This window comes from uncultured Lutibacter sp. (assembly GCF_947495725.1).
In the GTDB taxonomy this organism is placed as follows: Bacteria; Bacteroidota; Bacteroidia; order Flavobacteriales; family Flavobacteriaceae; genus Lutibacter.
This window is the reverse complement of record NZ_CANLZZ010000003.1, coordinates 34,574-51,965: the sequence shown is the minus strand read 5'-3', so window position 1 is coordinate 51,965 and position 17,392 is coordinate 34,574. Positions and strand designations below refer to the sequence as shown.

Below are 17,392 nucleotides of genomic sequence, written 5' to 3'. Positions count from 1 at the left end.
AAAAGTTATAATAAGCCCACTATTATACTATTTTAAAAGTTTTTAAATTTTATGAATGAGATATATTTACCCCCTCAAAATATTACATCATTAAAAAGTCATTTATTTAATTATGAAAATGATAAAAATGTAAAGTCTGTTTTATTTTTTATGGCAGATGAACAACATTACAATGAAAGTGAGCTTAATCCAATTCTTAACAAAATTAGCAAACCTATAATTGGTGGTATATTTCCTGAAATAATTTTTAAAGGTAATAGGCAGTTTACTGGTGTTTTATTAATTCCTTTACAATTTGAATTAAACACTCAACTAATAAAACTATCCAATTCTGCAGAATCTATTTTAAAACAATTAAAAACCACTCAACAAAACTCCATAGATTCTTCAAGTTCATTATTTGTATTTTATGATGCATTAAGCGATAACAAAAGTCGTTTTATTGAAAATTTATTTAATTTTTTTGGTGTAAATCCAACCTATATTGGTGGTGGAGCAGGTTCCTTAAGTTTTAATTCATTCCCTTGCATTATAAATAATTATGGTTTACACAAAAACGCTGCTGTAATTGGATGGACAAGCAACAAAATTGCGATTGGTGCAGCACATGGTTGGGAGTCAATATCAACTCCACTAAAAGTTACTAAAACATTTAAAAATGAAATAATTGATATAAATTGGAAACCTGCCTTTGAAACTTATAAAGAAATTGTTGAATTACACTCCAATAAGAAATTTAATAATACTAATTTTTTTAAAATTGCTAAATCATACCCTTTAGGAATTTCAAAAATAGATGCAGAAAAAGTGGTTAGGGACCCCTATAAAACTTTTAAAAATAAACTATATTTAATTGATATAATACACGAAGGGGAATATATTGAAATAATGAATGGGAATACAAAATCACTACTTCAAAGTGCACTAACTGCAACTGAGAAAGCTTTTTCAAATAGCGATAAAAGTCAAATAAAAACTTCTTTTTGTTTAGATTGTATTTCAAGAGCGCTATACATGCAAGATAGTTTTGATATGGAACTTAATGTTGTTGAAAAAAAAGCACCAACTTCTGGAATATTAAGTATTGGGGAAATTGCAAATTCAGGAGAATCTGTTTTAGAAATTTTTAATAAAACAATTGTAATTGCTATATGGTAAAACACAACCTACAAACAGAAATGTTGTTAGAACTTGTTTTTAGTGCTTCTAGCGATACTAATGAACTAACAATTTTAAAAAAAAGTATTCCTCTTTACCTTAGAAAACTAAATTGTTTTTCGGCAGGAGTTTTTAAAAAAAACTCCCTTGGATTTGAGGAAACTATGCTAATACCTTATGTGAATAAAAATTCTAAAGATTGGCAGCAAGTTAAATCCTATTTTTTGAGTAAATCGCAATTAGATTTTGAGCCCTGTTCACAATTAATACATGAAAACGCAATATATTATGCATACAATTTAAATAATTATGGAATTTTAATACTAGGTAGAAAAAAACCATTCAGTATTAATCTAACAAATGAATTAAAACAAATTATTAATTATTTAGGCATAAAATTATCACAAGCGCAGGAAAAAACACAACGTGAAATAGCTGAAAAATCTTTAATAGAAAGTGAACAATGTTTACGTACTCTTTTAAACTCAACCGCTGCAAGCATTTTAATATATTATAATAATAGTATTATATATGCTAATAATTCTGCGGAGAACATTACTGGCTACAATTTTAAGGAATTGGTTAACTTAAAAATTTCTGACTTGTTACATCCAGATTTTAAATCATTTTATAAAACATTAATAATAACTAATTTAAAAGAGCAAAAAACACTCAATTCTGAAATTAAAATTATAAAAAAAGATAAAACTGAAAGCTGGTTAAATGTAAATACAGGTCTTATAAAATGGATTGGATTAGATGCTATATTAATTTCAGCATTCGATATAACTCAGTTAAAACTAACTGAACAAGATTTAATAAATGCTAAAGAAGAAGCCGAAAAAAGTGAGCTTTTAAAAACAGCTTTCCTAGCAAATATTAGTCACGAAATTAGAACACCCATGAGTGGGATTCTTGGTTTCACCGAGCTACTAAAAACACCCCATTTATCAAGCGAAAAAAGAGAAAAATATATAAGTATTATTGAAAAAAGTGGCGACCGAATGCTTAATTTAATTAATAATATTATAGATCTTTCAAAAATTGAAGCAAGTTTAATGTCTATTAAATATTCTGAAGTAAATATTAATGAACAATTAAATAACCTCTTTAATTTTTTTAATGTTGAAGCTACAAATAAAGGCCTTGAGTTAATCATAAACAAAACACTTACCGATACGCTTGCAATATTTAATACAGATTATGAAAAATTTTATGCCATTTTTACAAACCTTATAAAAAACTCGATTAAATATACCAATAAAGGATCTATTGAAATTGGTTATAACTTAAAAAAAGAAACAAATACAATAGAATTTTATGTTCGCGATACTGGTATTGGAGTTGATCCTAATAGACAAAAAGCTATTTTTGAGCGCTTTATACAAGCAGATATTGAAGATACAAATACAACACAAGGTGCAGGTTTAGGACTCTCAATTAGCAAAGCTTTGGTAGAAATGTTAGGAGGCAAAATATGGGTTAAAAGCATTAAAAATGAAGGTTCTACATTTTATTTTACTCATCCATTTAAAAACTAAATTTACTCAATAAAAAATTCATCTTTAAAACCAATTAAATATACTTTTTCTTGGGCACGGGTTACTGCTGTATATAACCATCTTAAATATTCGATACTTTGGCCATCAGGTAAGTATGGTTGTTCAATAAAAACAGTTTTCCATTGCCCACCTTGCGATTTATGGCAGGTAACAGCATATGAAAACTTAACTTGTAATGCATTAAAATATTTACTGTTTTTTATACCTAGCAATTGTTTATACTTAGATTTTTCATGTGCAAAATCTTTTCCTACTTCTTTGTAAAGCTTATTAGATTCTTCATAAGACAAAGAAGGTGTTTCTGAGGTTAAAGTATCTAAAAGTAAAACTGTTTCAAATGGCTTTTCGTTTGGGTAATCAATCATTCTCACCTTTACTTCGGCAAATTTAAATCCGTATAACTCTTTAATATTAAATATTTGAAGTATTTCACAAATATCGCCATTAGCAATAAAACCAGCTTCGCTAGATTCTTTTAACCAATAATAATTGTTTTTTACAACCATTACAAAATCTCCCGTAGAAATTTCATTCTCTTGTCCACGAATTTTACTTCTAATTTGTTGATTATATTGATTTGCTCGTTTATTTGAACGAACAATAAATGCCGTATCTTCTACTCCAATATTATCATAAGCAGTATTTATTGCATCTTCTATATCATATCCATCTGTTAATCTAATTAAATCTGGATACCCTAATTTAAATTGAAACGTTTCATATCCGTTATTGGCAATAATAAGCCGTAATTCAGTAGCATTAATTAATATTCCCGAATTTGCATGTTGTCGCATTACTTCGTCCAATTCTATTTCAGTTACATCCTTATTATAATTTAGAGTTAATTTATCTCCATCTAATGCCGGACTTATATTTAATTTAACTGGTGGTAATTGTGCCGTATCTCCAATAAAAATAATTTTACAATTAACACCAGAATATACATAAGAAATTAAATCATCTAGTAGCGAGCCATTTTCAAATAACTTAGCATTACTTGGACTATCAGGAATCATTGAAGCTTCATCAACAATAAAAAATGTATTTGTATGCTTATTAGGTTGCAAAGTAAAATCTACTCCACCTCCTTTATTTTTTTTTGGAAAATATATTTTTTTATGAATTGTAAATGCTTGCCTGTTTGCATAACCAGAAATAACTTTTGCTGCTCTACCCGTTGGAGCTAGTAACACAGCTTTTTTTCCCATTCTCCATAAATTATTAACAACTGTACTAATTGTTGTCGTTTTTCCAGTACCTGCGTAACCTTTTAATAAAAATAAATCTTGTTTGTTTTTACTAAAAACAAAATTGGACAAACTTTCTAATAAAAATTCCTGTGAATTTGTGGGTTCAAAAGGAAATTTTTGCAATAATTCTTTATAAAATTCTGGTGCTGATTTTGTCATAAGAAAATAAAATTCAAATATACAAATTGATTTTGCCCGAAAAGTTTTTCGCATTAAAAAAAATTTGTAGATTTGCGTACATACATTAAAAAATAAAATTCAAATGACAACAATTTTGATTATCCTAGCGGGTATCCTAGTTACAGGCTTATTAGCTTTTGCAATAGTTAACTATATTCCAAGAAAATTACATTGGATAGTTTCAATAATATTAATTGGTCTTGCAGCATTGCTAGTATACAAAATCAATTTTGAGATTAGAAAGCCAATAAAATTCAATAAAGAGAAAAAAGTACGTTATGCTAAAGTAATTGAAAATTTAAAAATTATTCGTGATGCAGAAGTTGCTCATAAAAAAGTAACTGGTAAATACACAGATAATGGAGAAAATTTAATTAAATTTATTGATACTGCTAAATTTGCTTTAACACAAACACGTAACGTTCCTAAAACTATTAATGTTGGTGGTGGTATTACAAAAGAAATTGAAGAAAGAGTTGTAGACACAATTGGATACGAAGATGTTAAAACATCTTTTGCCGGAAGAAACTACAAAAATATGATGCAGATTCCAGGAACGGATCAAAAATTTAAAATTGAAGTTGGATTCGTTGAAAAAATTCAAGGTTTAAAAGCTCCTGTTTTCCAAGTTGAAGTTGATAAAGCTTTAATTTTAAAAGGAATGGATTATAACTTAATTAAACAAGAAAAAGAAGCAATTGGTGGTGAAGAAGTAAGAGGTGAAGCTATTAGAATTGGTTCTTTAGGTGAAGTTAGTGAAGACGGTAACTGGCCTCCATTTTATGATAAAGGAGATAAAAAAGATAACTAAACAAAATTTAGATTTAAAAAATCTAGAAGAAAATCAACTATCCATCCAACTTAGTTTGGATGGATTTTCTTTTTGTATATACAATTCAAATTATAAAATAATAAATGCTTTTGCACATTTCGAATTTGAAAATGTTAATACACCTTATAAACATTTAGAATTAGTTGAAAATTTATTTAAACAAGAACCTTTACTGCAGGCTAAATTTAAAAATGTTAATGTAACTCATTTTAATAATTTAGTTACTCAAGTACCACTACCCTTCTTTAATAAAGATAATTTAGGTGACTATTTAAAATACTCTGTAAAAGTACTTGAAAACGATTATTTAGTCTACGATCAAATTTCAAATTCTGAAATTGTAAATGTTTATATTCCTTTTGTAAACATAAATAACTTTTTAATAGATAAATTTGGCGCTTTTAATTATAAGCACTCATCTACAGTTTTAATTGAAACGCTTTTAAATAAATATAAAAATTTTGAAAAAGAAATAATGTTTGTAAACGTTACAAACCTCAATTTTGAAATTGTAGTATTAAAAAAGAATAAATTAGAACTTTATAATTCTTTTTCATTTAAAACAAAAGAGGATTTTATTTACTACATTTTGTTTGTTGCAGAGCAATTAAATTTAAACCCTGAAGAATTTCAATTACTCTTACTAGGTGATATTGAAAAAGAATCAGAATTATACGCTATTGCATTTCAATATGTTAGAAACATCGATTTTTACAAAGAGCATTCAACAATTAAAATTATTGAAAATGTATCGCCTCACTCCTATTTTACACTTTTAAATCAATTTTAATGAGAATTATATCTGGTAAACATAAAAGTAAACGAATTCAAGCTCCAAATAAACTACCTGTTCGTCCAACAACAGATATGGCGAAAGAAGCACTTTTTAATATTTTAAACAACCATTATTATTTAAATGAATTAAGTGTTTTAGATTTGTTTTCGGGTACCGGAAATATCAGTTATGAATTTGGATCTAGAGGAACCACAAAAATTGTTGCGGTTGATGCACATTATGGCTGCATTCGATTTATAAATGAAACCTCCAAAACATTAGAATTAGATATAAATACTATAAAAAGTGATGTGTACAAGTACCTCGAAAACTGTAAAACAACTTTCGATGTAATTTTTGCAGATCCACCATATGGTTTTGAAACTGATCAATTTATAAAAATAATAGAACTCGTATTTAAAAACAAGCTATTAAATGAAGGTGGATTATTGGTTATTGAGCATTCTAAGCATACAACATTAGAATCTGAAGCAAAACTAAGCTACCAAAAAAAATATGGAGGAAATATGTTTAGTTTTTTCGAAAATTCAGAAGAAGAATTAGAATAAAGATTCTATAATTTCTTTTTCAGAAATTCCTTCTGCCTCAGCTTTATAATTTCTTACAATTCTATGTTTTAAAATAGAATATGCAACGGCTTGTACATCTTCAATATCCGGTGAATATTTTCCTTTTACTGCTGCATTTGCTTTTGCTCCTAAAATTAAATTTTGTGAAGCTCTTGGTCCAGCACCCCAATCGATATAATTATTAACTATATTGGTAGAATATTGCGATTTAGGTCGTGTTTTTGAAACCAACTTTACTGCATATTCAATTACATTATCAGCAACAGGAATTCTTCTAATTAAGTGTTGAAACGCATTTATTTCATCAGCTGATACAATGGGCTTTAAAACTGGATTTTCATCGTTAGTTGTGCTTTTAACTACAGCAACTTCTTCATCAAAACTTGGATAATCCAATTGAATTGAAAACATAAACCTATCCAATTGAGCTTCTGGAAGCGGGTAAGTTCCTTCCTGTTCTATAGGATTTTGCGTTGCTAAAACAAAAAATGGTTTTGCTAATTTGTGATGGTGCCCTGCAACTGTAACAGTTCTCTCTTGCATTGCCTCTAATAAGGCTGCTTGTGTTTTTGGAGGTGTTCTGTTAATTTCGTCCGCTAAAATTATATTACTGAATATAGGCCCTTTAATAAATTTAAAATGGTTGGTTTCGTCTAATATTTCGCTTCCTAAAATATCAGAGGGCATTAAATCTGGAGTAAATTGTATTCTCTTAAAATCCAAGCCAAGTGTTTTAGAAATTGTTTGAACAATTAACGTTTTAGCTAAACCTGGAACTCCAATTAACAATGAATGTCCTCCGCTTAAAATAGAAAGTAAAATATGATCAATTGCTTCATCTTGACCTATTATTACTTTTCCTATTTCCTTCTTAAGCAACCCGTGCTTTTCGACCAATACCTTTAAGACAGCAACATCAGACATATTTATTTCTTTTTCCAATTATTTTTAAATTCGCAATTCTTAAAATCTTTATTAATTTTAATATATGTGTCTTCAATTTTATCTTTTGCCCACTTGTCAATAGTTTCTTCTTGTTTTTTCTGAAGTGTTAACTGTTGAATTTTTTCGTAATCTTGGGTGAAATTTGCTGTATGAGTTTCTGTTTTACTTTTAAGTAAAATAATTTTATGCATTTTAGACTCTCCTCTAATTTCATCAAAAAATGGCTCTGTAATTTCACCTGCTTTTAAACTACTAACCCTTTTATATAAATTAGGATCCATACGAGTTAAATCAAAACGAGTATCATTTGTTTGTGGATTTAATATTAAACCCTGACTGTTTTTTGTTTCAATATCATCAGAATATTTTACAACAGCTTCTTCAAAAGTTATATCACCATCTAATATTTCTTTTTTTATTCTTGCCAATTCATCTTTTGAAGCTTTTAATTCTTCTTCAGAAACTTTTGGTTGTATTAAAATATGTCGAACATCTCTTTCTTGTCCTTTAATTTTTTCAACCTGAATTATGTGAATACCAAAACCAGACTCAAATGGTTCAGAAATTTCACCTTCATCTAAACTAAACCCAACCTCTTTAAACTCTTTAATAAAATTTGATTGTCGTGTAATGGTATATTTCCCTCCAGAACCAGGACCATTTCCAGATACAGCAGGATCATCTGAATTGATAAGTGCTTTTAACCTAAAACTATAACCGTCTTCAATATCTTTTTTAATACTGTTTAACTTTTCATAAACTCTATTAGTTTCTTCTTCTGTTGGTTTTATAGTTTTTACAATTTGAGCCAATTCAATTTCAGCACTAAATTCTGGTAAATTATCATCTTTTTCAAGATTTTTAAAATACGTTCTAACTTCTTCTGGAGTAACATCAATATCCTCTGTAATACTTGCACGCTCTCTTTGTATAAGAAGTTGCTCATTTTGAATACCATATAACTCTTTTCTTAAATCTTCTTCATCTGTAAATCCATAGTATTCAACAACCTTATCCATAGAACCTAATTGTTGAGAAAAATAAGCTATATTTCGTTCCACTTCCGAATTAACTTCAGCTTCAGAGACCAAAACACTATCAACTACTGCGTGATGAGCAATTAATTTTTGAAGCATAATTTCTTCAAGAATTTCACAATCGGTAATATCTAACTTACCCTCCATACGTTGCTTTAACTCTTTTTTAAATTTATCAATATCAGAATCTAAAACAATGTTTTTACCTACTACAACTGCCACTCCGTCAACTTTTAATCTTTCTTGTGATTTTCCTACTGCAAAAGTTAAAAGTAAAGCAATTAGTATACTTATTTTCTTCATTTTAATATGTTTCAATTTGTTGTTTTTTTCTTGCGTCATCAATTATTGTTTCTTCAATACTTCGTAATAATAATAATTTCCTTTGATGTAAAATCATTTGCTTAATAGTTGGTGTAATATAGCTTTTTGGAGCTAAACTATTTCTTTTTAAGATATCTTTTACGGCGACCAAATATAAGCTTAATGAATCTTCTTTTTCAAAAAAATAGTCTTTTTTTAGAATTCGATTTTTATCCTCTGACTTTAGAAGCGGAATTTCATTCAAAACATCGGTATATTTGATCCAAATAGAATCATTTAAATGATACGATTTTAAAGAAAGAAGTTTTGCTTTTAAACTATCGATATCTTGCTTTTTGGTAGATTTAAATAATTTTTTTAATTCTTTTTTATCCAAAACTCCGTGTCCTATTTTTATATATTTCAGCTTTAATAAGTCTTCATTTAGTTTAAAATTTTGAGTGTTATTTGTATAAAACTCATCAATATCTTCAAATGTTATTAAGGTATCTAAATATTGTTTAACAACAGCTTCTTTATATGAATTTATAAATAAATCTTCTCTATATTTTTTAACTAAGTCTTCGTATTCTTGTGTTTTATCACCTAAATTTAGTTGTGCTTTTGATAGCAATAATTGCTGTTTAATCCAATTATTAATATAATTATTAGTAACCAATATACTATCGTTTTTAGCAATATCACCACTAATAATATTCTTTAACTCATCCTTATATAAGTACTTATCAAAAACACGAGCAACCGGTTCTCGATCGTCATTTTTTATAGTTAAATACTCGCACGATTGAAGGGCAAATACAATTAATATAATATAACTAATTAAATGTTTCAATTTTTACTTTTGTGTTTCTTTAATATTTTCTTTTTTGTGGAATTATTAATTACAACTTTATAATTTTTATGTAATTCTTTAATCCATAAATTTTCCAAGTAATTCTGATAATCGTTTATTACAATTCCTTTAATTTCGTTTAGTTCTTTTCCTTTATATTTCTTTTCTTTAAATAAATTAAAATAATTTGAAAGTCCTGTACTATCTTTAGATTTATCCCAAACCTTTTTTTCTAATAAATCGAAAAGTAATAATCCTTCTTTAAAATCTTTAAATGTTGCTGTAAATTCTGGGTTTGTTGCCTCTATGTTTTCTTTATAATAATTAATTAAACATTGATCTTTAAAACTATTAAAAGCATCGTTAACCGTATTGTATTTACTTGATTTCAAGTAATTTACAAAATCATTTTGAGTAATTTTTTTAGATTCAATTGTTAATAATAATTTATTGAAATTATCTGAATTTATTTTCCATTTATCACTCTTAAATTCATCTAAAGCTTGCTTTTCAACTTTTATAGAATAAGTTGTATTTAATTTATTAATTACGGATTTCCCAATAAGCTCAGAACGACTATCTTTTTCAACTTTCTGAATTAAACTTGGCTCCATTTTTTTAAAAGATTCGATTGGATACTTATTCAATAATTTTACAATATGCCAACCATATTGCGTTTCAAATGGCTTTGAAATTTCATTCAACTTTTCCAAGTTAAAAGCCACTTCAGAAAAACTTTCAAGCATTTGTCCGTACGCAAATTTATTAAGTTTACCACCGTTAGATGCACTCGCTTTATCATCTGAAAATTTCTTAGCCATTTCTTCAAACGAGAAATTTTTATTTTTAATCAAATTAAAAATAGAATCTATTTTTTGTTTGGCATTTGCATTATTATTTTTAATCATAACATGCGCCACTTCTACTTCACCTCTCGCTTTTTTAATATCATGAACTTGTAAAATATGATAACCAAATTTTGTCCTAAATGGTTTAGAAACACTATTTAACTCAGTTAAAAATGCAGCATTTTCAAAAGGATATACCATTTGAAAGGCTGTAAAATATCCTAAATTACCTCCGTTTTTATTGACAGATGGATCTTCAGAATACTTCTTGGCTACCTCAGAAAAAGGTTTTCCATTTAAAATTAAGTTTCTTGCTTCAATTAATTTATTAAAAGCTAACAAGGTATCTTTTGGGCTTGCATTTGGCTTTAAAAAGATTAAGATATGACTAGCATTTACCTCGTTTTGAAGCCGTTTATATGCTTCCTTAACCAAATTGTCCGTTACCTCTTTATCCCTTAAATAGGGTGCTAATAATCGTTCTCTATAATCTTTCAATTCAGCTTTATACTTTTTAACCGTATCTAATTTTAAATCTAAAGCTTGTTTTACTTTTAATTTATAATTAATGTATAAATTTAAATAATCTCCTATATTGCTCAATGAATCAACTAGTTGAGAGTTATTTTTTTCAAAGCTTTTTAAAAATTCATTAGCATAAGTAGGAACTTTTTCTATGGTGAATAATAATTGGTTTTGTTTTTTTTGAGAAAAACCTGCTATGGTTATTAAACAGAAAAAAAGGTACAAATATTTAAACTTCATAAAACAACTATTTTCGCTTGTCAACTTATTTTATTATTAACTAAAAGCAACGCAATTTATTTCATATTTTTCACATTACTTGTTAAAGGAATCACAAAGAAATAATTCCTTCAATTTTTTCGGCTTGCTGATATTTTAAAATAATATCATCGGCCTTTTTCATTATAATATGAATTGACACACTTGTGTATTTTCCTGTTTTAGATGTATTTTTTGTAATTACCGCACCAGCAAAATTAAAGAGATCTTCTACTTGAGAAATTTTAACTTCATCTGAAGGTACAATAAACTTAAAAAGATATTTTGTAGGAAAAGAAGTATCTTTTTTTAATTTTTTCTTTAATTTTTTATAAAATTGAGTTCTATTATCCATTTATTATTTTTTAAAATCAAGTACAACTATAATACCAAACCAAAAATGTTAATATTTAGCTGACAAAATTACATTAATATTTTTAGTATAAATTACTGAAAAACCTATTTTTGCTATATGCAGCAAAAAATTGTTATAACTGGAGGACCTGGCACCGGAAAATCAACCGTAATTAGCAATCTTTGTGAAAACGGGTTTGAATGTATGCCAGAAGTTTCAAGAGAAATTACTTTAAATGCAAGAGAAAATGGAACAGAACAATTATTTTTAACGAAACCGTTATTATTTAGCGAACTACTTTTAGAAGGACGTATAAATCAATATTTAGAAGCCGAAAAAAAGAATGAAAATTTCGTTTTCTTTGATAGAGGAATTCCAGATGTTCATGCCTATATGAATTATATAAGCATTAAATATCCTAAAAGTTACATTTTTAAAAGTAACTTATATCGTTATGATTATATATTTTTAATGCCGCCTTGGGAAGAAATTTATATAACAGACAATGAGCGTTATGAAAATTTTGAACAAGCATTAGCAATTCATAATCATTTAGAACGCACCTACAAAGAACTTAATTACCCTATAATTGAAGTTCCAATAGGAACTGTTGCTTTTAGAACAAATTTTATTTTAGACCATATAAACTCTTGAAAACTCCACAAGATATATTAAAAACCTACTGGGGTTTTAACAACTTTAGAGATTCTCAAGAAGAAATTATTAATTCTGTTTTAAATGGAACAGATAATGTTGTGCTACTTCCTACTGGAGGAGGAAAATCAATATGCTATCAAGTACCTGCTTTAATATTGAAAGGTGTTTGCATTGTTATTTCTCCTTTAATTGCTTTAATAAAAGACCAAGTTGAAAGCTTAAACAATAAAAATATAAGAGCAATTGCACTAACATCTCAATTATCTCAAGAAGAAATTATTATTGCTTTTGATAACTTGCAATTTGGAGGATTTAAATTTCTATATCTTTCACCTGAAAAATTACAATCTAAATTTATTCAAGATAAAATAAAGCAATTAAACGTTTCATTTATTGCTATTGATGAAGCACATTGTATTTCGGAATGGGGACATGATTTTAGACCTTCTTATTTAAAGTTAATTATATTAAAAGAGCTTCAACCAAATGTTAAATTTATTGCTTTAACTGCAACAGCAACCGAAAAAGTACTTGATGACATAAAGATAAATTTGGATATAAAAAATGCTAATGTATTCAAAAAATCATTTAAACGAGAAAATTTAATTTATCAAGTTTATTTTACCGAAAACTATTACGAAAAATTACTCTATTTTTTAAGTAAGTTAAATGAATCTGTAATTATTTACACTGGTAATAGAAAACAAACAAAGGAAGTTGCCAAATTTTTAATTCAGAATAATTATAAAAGTGCATTTTATCATGGTGGTTTATCATTTCAAGAAAAAAACAATGCCTACAATTCTTGGATCTCAGGAGAAACTCCAGTAATGGTTGCAACAAATGCTTTTGGAATGGGGATTGACAAATCTAATGTTAGAGCTGTAATTCATTTAAACATTCCCAATAGTTTAGAAAATTATATACAAGAAGCCGGTAGAGCTGGTAGAGATGGAAAGCCGTCTTATTCAATAATTTTAACTAACCAAGCTGAATTACATAATACAAAAACAAGATTTATAACAAATACACCAACTTTAAAATTTATAAAGTCAGTTTATTTTAGTTTAAATCAGTTTTATAATATTCCTATTGGAGAGCTGCCATTAGAATCATTTAATTTTTCGCTTCAAGAATTTTGTTCTAAATACAAACTTAATTTATTACAAACCTTCAATGCTTTAAAAATATTAGAAAGAGAAAATATTTTAGTTCTTGACGATAACTTTAGTAAAAAATCGACAGTAAAATTTATTGTAAGTAATACTCAATTATTTAATTATTTAGATAGACACCCTTCTAAAAATGATCTTATAAAATTAATTTTAAGAAGTTATGGAGGTATTTTTGATCATTATACAACTATTAACGAATATAACCTTGCCAAAAAGCTTGGAGTGTCTAAAAATGATTTTATAAAAGCATTAAAAGCTTTAATGAAAGACGAAATTCTAATCTATTCTTCTGAGAATTCCAATTCAAGATTAACCTTTCTAGTTTTAAGAGAAGACAATTATACCATAAATAGTATTTCTAAAAATATTGAAAAGCATTCGAAACTCAAATTTGAAAAATTAAAAGCGGTAATATCTTTTATTGAAAACAATGATGTTTGCAGAAACACAGAGCTATTATCCTACTTTAATGAACATTATACAACACCTTGTGGTAAATGTGATGTATGTAAGAAAAATACAATAAAACCTAAATCAAATAAAAATATTGAAACTACTATTTTAAAACTACTTTATAAACAAAATTTATCATCAAATGAATTAGCTGGATTGTTAAACTGTAACGATAAAGAATTGTTATTTTCTCTTAAATTACTATTAGAAAAAAATAAAATAGCAATAACTTCGCAAAATAAATTTAAACTAAACAATTAATGAGAGATTTAAGAATTGTTTTTATGGGAACGCCAGAATTTGCTGTTGCCACCTTAGACGAACTAATAAAAGCTAAATTTAATATAGTGGGAGTAATTACAGCTCCTGATAAACCGGCAGGAAGAGGGAGAAAATTAAATGAATCACCTGTTAAACAATATGCGGTTAAACATAACCTTAACATTTTACAACCTACAAATTTAAAAAACGAAGATTTTCTATCTGAGTTAAAAAGTTTAAACGCCAATTTACAAATTGTTGTTGCCTTTAGAATGCTACCTAAAATTGTTTGGCAAATGCCAAAATTTGGCACATTTAATTTACACGCCTCCCTACTACCTAATTATAGAGGTGCAGCTCCAATTAATTGGGCTATTATTAATGGCGAGAAAAAAACAGGAGTTTCAACTTTTTTTATTGATGAAAAAATTGATACTGGAAATATTATTTTACAAGAAGAAATTGAAATTGGCACACATGAAATTCTTGGAGAACTATATGAAAAATTAATGACTATTGGCAGTCACCTTGTAGTAAAAACCGTAAAGCTAATTGAAAAAGGTAATGTTAAAACAATAAAGCAACCTGAAATTGAAGAAAAACCCGCTCCAAAAATATTTACCGAAACTTGTAAAATTAATTGGAATAAAAAAACAACATCCATTTATAATTTAATAAGAGGATTAAACCCATACCCTGCTGCCTGGTCTACACTTATTAATAATGAAGATAAAATTAAAGTTAAATTATTTGATTGTAAACCAATAATTGAAAAACATACTTTAAAACCAGGAACAGTTGTAACTTCAAAAAATGAAATTAAAGTAGCAACAATTGACGGATATATTTTTATTGAAAGTTTACAACTATCAGGTAAACGAAAAATGAACACTAAAGATTTATTAAATGGTTTTAAATTTGATGCCTTAGCAGCTATGAATTAGCCCTTATTTTAAAGGGCTTAACGCATTTTTCATTAAAAAACACCTTAGGTTATTAACATTTAGTATCTTTTATTAACAAAAAAGCTACTTTTTAGGGTTAAAACTTGCATAAACCCTTATTCCATATAACTTTGTTAAGCTTATTATAAGTAAAAAAAATGTTTAACCAATTAATTTAAAATTAAAACTATGAACAAATCAGATTTAATTGATGCAATGGCAGCTGATGCTGGCATCTCAAAAGCAGCAGCAAAAGCAGCATTGGAATCATTAACAGATAATGTTACAGCTACACTTAAAAAAGGTGGTAAAGTTGCATTAGTAGGATGGGGAACTTGGTCTATTTCTAAAAGAGCAGCAAGAACCGGAAGAAATCCTCAAACTGGAAAATCTATTCAAATTGCAGCTAAAAATGTTGTAAAATTTAAAGCCGGAGCTGGATTTAGTGATGCTGTAAACTAGTATTCTAATACAACTTATTATTATAAATTAAACTCTTCATTATTTGAAGAGTTTTTTTTATTACCATTTTTTACTATATTTATTTAAACTAATTTAAGTTTATGATAAAAAAAACTCCCTCAAAAGGTAATTTATTGATTGCAGAACCATCTATTTTAAACGATAAAGAATTTAATAGATCTGTAATTTATTTAACTGAGCACAATAACGAAGGGTGTATAGGGTTTATATTAAATAAACCTACTGAATTTGTTCTCAAAGACTTAATTCCTGAAATAGATTGTGATTTTGTAGTGTACAACGGAGGTCCTGTTGAGCAGGAAAATTTATATTTTATTCATAAAGTTCCCGAATTAATACCCGATAGTATTCAAATTAAAGATGATTTTTATTGGGGAGGAGATTTTAACATTTTAACAAAACTATTAAATGAAGGCTTAATAGATTTTAATGATATCCGATTTTTTCTTGGCTATTCTGGTTGGTCTGTAAACCAATTAAATGAAGAACTCAATGAATCTACTTGGATAATTACTAAAAACAAATATCCTAACTTGTTAAATATAAATAGTGATGATATTTGGAAAAACCAATTAATGTCGTTTGGTGGTGAATATCAAATTTGGGCAAACGCCCCTGAAAATCCTACTTTAAACTAAATTTTCCAGTTTTTCTGCTATCTCATTAGATATAATTGATTTAAAATTAGTTTTTCTATATTTTGTAACCGCTTGAATTCCCACAATAGCATTTGTTATAAAAACTTCATCAGCTTTTTGAAGTTCAAAAGGTGAAATTGGCGATTCTTCAAAGGTATATTTATCGTCTTTTGAAACTAGTTCAATAATTTTTTTTCTAAGAATCCCCTTAACACAACCTTCAGATAATGGAGGCGTTTTTATTATATTATCTTTTACCAAAAAAATATTTCCGTTAATTGCTTCAACAACATATTTTTTTTCGTTTAATAAAATACAATTGTCTAGTTTGTTCTCTTTAGCAAAAATACTTGCTAACACATTAGTTAGCTTATTTGTAGTTTTCAAAGTTGAAAGCAATCCAGAAAAAAGAAAATAATCCTTAAAAATATCTAATATATAAGATTCTTTTTTTATTCCTTTTAATTCACTAACTTCAACAATAAAATCAATTTCATTAGTTAATGGTGTGTATAAACCTCCATCCTTTCTAAAAACTGTAAATCGCACTCTCGAATCTACTAAATTATTTGAGCTAACTGTTTTTAAAATTTCACTTTCAAAATATTCCAATGTAAAATCCATAGGAATATCCATCCTTAACATTCTCATTGAGGCCATTAATCTAAAATAATGATCTTCTAAAAAAACTACTTTTAAACGCTTTATTTTTATTGTTTCAAATAATGCATCTCCATATTTAAATGCTCTATTATTGGCATTTAAAATAGCTTTTTCATTATTAATTAATTCACTGTTATAATTTATCATAGTTTAAATCATCTTTCGTTAAACTTCACAAAAAAAACCCTTAAAAAAAGGGTTTTAAAAGTTTATATAAAATATTCTTAGGCGCCTATTGTATGCTTTAATTCATCTATTTGATTTTCCCAAAACATTTTAGATTCTTCAATTTCATCTTCTTCAGCAAAATCTGTTACAATTAATGAAACATCTTTGGTTATTTCGTCCACCTCAATTCTAAATTCGAAAAAGCTTTTATCATCTTCTCCGTCTAACCATTTAAACTTAATTTTCTCATCAGGCCTTTCTTGAAGCACTTTTGCTTTTTCCTCAGAACCATCCCAAATAAACGTAAATATTTCACCTCTAGAATTAACGTTATCTGCGAACCATTCCGATAACCCCGAAGGGGTTCCAAAATATTGATATAACATATGAGGTGAAGCGTGTATAGGGAACTCTATTTCAAATTTTAATTTTGCTGACATATATATTATTTAAAAGCACAATATATATAATTTATCCTT

General features: G+C 27.2%; 18 protein-coding genes. 10 read left to right on the top strand and 8 right to left on the bottom strand.

The genetic code is table 11. The annotated features are described in order from the left end of the window. The first annotated feature begins 51 nt into the window (after nucleotides 1-51). Both Q0776_RS07195 and Q0776_RS07190 read left to right on the top strand, forming a co-directional pair. Nucleotides 52-1,158, top strand: a complete 1,107-nt coding sequence (locus Q0776_RS07195; RefSeq protein ID WP_298366493.1) for an FIST N-terminal domain-containing protein — start codon at nucleotides 52-54, stop codon at nucleotides 1,156-1,158. Then, complete coding sequence (locus Q0776_RS07190; RefSeq protein ID WP_298366491.1) at nucleotides 1,152-2,699, top strand: PAS domain-containing sensor histidine kinase; 1,548 nt, start codon at nucleotides 1,152-1,154, stop codon at nucleotides 2,697-2,699. Before Q0776_RS07195 ends, Q0776_RS07190 begins: the two co-directional genes overlap by 7 nt. Before the next feature lie 2 nt (nucleotides 2,700-2,701). Here Q0776_RS07190 and Q0776_RS07185 read toward each other — a convergent pair whose 3' ends face one another. Continuing rightward, complete coding sequence (locus tag Q0776_RS07185) at nucleotides 2,702-4,129, bottom strand: ATP-binding domain-containing protein (protein WP_298366489.1); 1,428 nt, start codon at nucleotides 4,127-4,129, stop codon at nucleotides 2,702-2,704. A 103-nt stretch (nucleotides 4,130-4,232) separates the two neighbouring features. On the opposite strand from Q0776_RS07185, the gene Q0776_RS07180 reads away from it, so the two are divergent. The 3 genes from Q0776_RS07180 to rsmD are packed head-to-tail and all read left to right on the top strand — an operon-like array spanning nucleotide 4,233 to nucleotide 6,326. Next, nucleotides 4,233-4,961, top strand: a complete 729-nt coding sequence (locus tag Q0776_RS07180) for a hypothetical protein (RefSeq protein WP_298366487.1) — start codon at nucleotides 4,233-4,235, stop codon at nucleotides 4,959-4,961. Beyond that, nucleotides 4,933-5,772 carry a DUF3822 family protein gene (locus tag Q0776_RS07175; RefSeq protein WP_298366485.1) on the top strand — a complete coding sequence of 280 codons (840 nt, stop codon included), beginning with the start codon at nucleotides 4,933-4,935 and terminating at the stop codon, nucleotides 5,770-5,772. The genes Q0776_RS07180 and Q0776_RS07175 overlap by 29 nt, the downstream gene beginning before the upstream one ends. Beyond that, nucleotides 5,772-6,326 (top strand): 16S rRNA (guanine(966)-N(2))-methyltransferase RsmD, encoded by a 555-nt coding sequence (gene rsmD, locus Q0776_RS07170; RefSeq protein ID WP_298366483.1) that lies wholly within the window; start codon nucleotides 5,772-5,774, stop codon nucleotides 6,324-6,326. Before Q0776_RS07175 ends, rsmD begins: the two co-directional genes overlap by 1 nt. Here rsmD and Q0776_RS07165 read toward each other — a convergent pair. The 5 genes from Q0776_RS07165 to Q0776_RS07145 all read right to left on the bottom strand — a co-directional run bounded on the left by Q0776_RS07165 (nucleotide 6,318) and on the right by Q0776_RS07145 (nucleotide 11,471). Then, nucleotides 6,318-7,271 (bottom strand): MoxR family ATPase, encoded by a 954-nt coding sequence (locus Q0776_RS07165; RefSeq protein ID WP_298367482.1) that lies wholly within the window; start codon nucleotides 7,269-7,271, stop codon nucleotides 6,318-6,320. The genes rsmD and Q0776_RS07165 overlap by 9 nt on opposite strands. Nucleotides 7,272-7,273: 2 nt before the next feature. After that, complete coding sequence (locus tag Q0776_RS07160; protein WP_298366481.1) at nucleotides 7,274-8,632, bottom strand: peptidylprolyl isomerase; 1,359 nt, start codon at nucleotides 8,630-8,632, stop codon at nucleotides 7,274-7,276. 1 nt (nucleotide 8,633) lies between these two features. Further along, a complete protein-coding gene (locus tag Q0776_RS07155) occupies nucleotides 8,634-9,485 on the bottom strand; it encodes a peptidyl-prolyl cis-trans isomerase (protein ID WP_298366479.1) in 852 nt (283 codons plus the stop codon). Next, a complete protein-coding gene (locus tag Q0776_RS07150) occupies nucleotides 9,482-11,098 on the bottom strand; it encodes a peptidylprolyl isomerase (protein ID WP_298366477.1) in 1,617 nt (538 codons plus the stop codon). Before Q0776_RS07150 ends, Q0776_RS07155 begins: the two co-directional genes overlap by 4 nt. A 91-nt stretch (nucleotides 11,099-11,189) precedes the next feature. Next, the gene (locus tag Q0776_RS07145; protein ID WP_298366475.1) at nucleotides 11,190-11,471 is read right to left on the bottom strand and encodes a DUF493 family protein; all 282 of its coding nucleotides are present in this window, start codon (nucleotides 11,469-11,471) and stop codon (nucleotides 11,190-11,192) included. A 117-nt stretch (nucleotides 11,472-11,588) separates the two neighbouring features. Here Q0776_RS07145 and Q0776_RS07140 point away from each other — a divergent pair, with 117 nt between their 5' ends. The 5 genes from Q0776_RS07140 to Q0776_RS07120 all read left to right on the top strand — a co-directional run bounded on the left by Q0776_RS07140 (nucleotide 11,589) and on the right by Q0776_RS07120 (nucleotide 16,082). Then, nucleotides 11,589-12,125 carry an ATP-binding protein gene (locus tag Q0776_RS07140; protein ID WP_298366473.1) on the top strand — a complete coding sequence of 179 codons (537 nt, stop codon included), beginning with the start codon at nucleotides 11,589-11,591 and terminating at the stop codon, nucleotides 12,123-12,125. After that, nucleotides 12,122-14,017, top strand: a complete 1,896-nt coding sequence (locus Q0776_RS07135; protein ID WP_298366471.1) for an ATP-dependent DNA helicase RecQ — start codon at nucleotides 12,122-12,124, stop codon at nucleotides 14,015-14,017. Before Q0776_RS07140 ends, Q0776_RS07135 begins: the two co-directional genes overlap by 4 nt. Continuing rightward, nucleotides 14,017-14,961, top strand: a complete 945-nt coding sequence (gene fmt, locus Q0776_RS07130; protein ID WP_298366468.1) for a methionyl-tRNA formyltransferase — start codon at nucleotides 14,017-14,019, stop codon at nucleotides 14,959-14,961. Before Q0776_RS07135 ends, fmt begins: the two co-directional genes overlap by 1 nt. Nucleotides 14,962-15,150: 189 nt before the next feature. Further along, complete coding sequence (locus tag Q0776_RS07125; RefSeq protein WP_298366466.1) at nucleotides 15,151-15,423, top strand: HU family DNA-binding protein; 273 nt, start codon at nucleotides 15,151-15,153, stop codon at nucleotides 15,421-15,423. A 101-nt stretch (nucleotides 15,424-15,524) separates the two neighbouring features. Then, on the top strand, nucleotides 15,525-16,082 hold the full coding sequence (locus Q0776_RS07120) for a YqgE/AlgH family protein (RefSeq protein WP_298366464.1): 558 nt from the start codon (nucleotides 15,525-15,527) through the stop codon (nucleotides 16,080-16,082). Here the strand turns inward: Q0776_RS07120 and Q0776_RS07115 are convergent. Both Q0776_RS07115 and Q0776_RS07110 read right to left on the bottom strand, forming a co-directional pair. After that, on the bottom strand, nucleotides 16,074-16,892 hold the full coding sequence (locus Q0776_RS07115) for an aminotransferase class IV (RefSeq protein WP_298366462.1): 819 nt from the start codon (nucleotides 16,890-16,892) through the stop codon (nucleotides 16,074-16,076). The genes Q0776_RS07120 and Q0776_RS07115 overlap by 9 nt on opposite strands. Before the next feature lie 77 nt (nucleotides 16,893-16,969). Continuing rightward, entirely contained in the window at nucleotides 16,970-17,353 is a 384-nt protein-coding gene (locus tag Q0776_RS07110) for an START-like domain-containing protein (protein WP_298366460.1), read from the bottom strand. Between the last annotated feature and the right edge of the window lie 39 nt (nucleotides 17,354-17,392).

Coding starts and splice junctions, on each gene's coding strand:
- Q0776_RS07195 (WP_298366493.1), top strand. CDS start 52: ATGAATGAGATATATTTACCCCCTCAAAATATTACATCATTAAAAAGT.
- Q0776_RS07190 (WP_298366491.1), top strand. CDS start 1,152: ATGGTAAAACACAACCTACAAACAGAAATGTTGTTAGAACTTGTTTTT.
- Q0776_RS07185 (WP_298366489.1), bottom strand. CDS start 4,129: ATGACAAAATCAGCACCAGAATTTTATAAAGAATTATTGCAAAAATTT.
- Q0776_RS07180 (WP_298366487.1), top strand. CDS start 4,233: ATGACAACAATTTTGATTATCCTAGCGGGTATCCTAGTTACAGGCTTA.
- Q0776_RS07175 (WP_298366485.1), top strand. CDS start 4,933: ATGATAAAGGAGATAAAAAAGATAACTAAACAAAATTTAGATTTAAAA.
- rsmD (WP_298366483.1), top strand. CDS start 5,772: ATGAGAATTATATCTGGTAAACATAAAAGTAAACGAATTCAAGCTCCA.
- Q0776_RS07165 (WP_298367482.1), bottom strand. CDS start 7,271: ATGTCTGATGTTGCTGTCTTAAAGGTATTGGTCGAAAAGCACGGGTTG.
- Q0776_RS07160 (WP_298366481.1), bottom strand. CDS start 8,632: ATGAAGAAAATAAGTATACTAATTGCTTTACTTTTAACTTTTGCAGTA.
- Q0776_RS07150 (WP_298366477.1), bottom strand. CDS start 11,098: ATGAAGTTTAAATATTTGTACCTTTTTTTCTGTTTAATAACCATAGCA.
- Q0776_RS07145 (WP_298366475.1), bottom strand. CDS start 11,471: ATGGATAATAGAACTCAATTTTATAAAAAATTAAAGAAAAAATTAAAA.
- Q0776_RS07140 (WP_298366473.1), top strand. CDS start 11,589: ATGCAGCAAAAAATTGTTATAACTGGAGGACCTGGCACCGGAAAATCA.
- fmt (WP_298366468.1), top strand. CDS start 14,017: ATGAGAGATTTAAGAATTGTTTTTATGGGAACGCCAGAATTTGCTGTT.
- Q0776_RS07125 (WP_298366466.1), top strand. CDS start 15,151: ATGAACAAATCAGATTTAATTGATGCAATGGCAGCTGATGCTGGCATC.
- Q0776_RS07120 (WP_298366464.1), top strand. CDS start 15,525: ATGATAAAAAAAACTCCCTCAAAAGGTAATTTATTGATTGCAGAACCA.
- Q0776_RS07115 (WP_298366462.1), bottom strand. CDS start 16,892: ATGATAAATTATAACAGTGAATTAATTAATAATGAAAAAGCTATTTTA.
- Q0776_RS07110 (WP_298366460.1), bottom strand. CDS start 17,353: ATGTCAGCAAAATTAAAATTTGAAATAGAGTTCCCTATACACGCTTCA.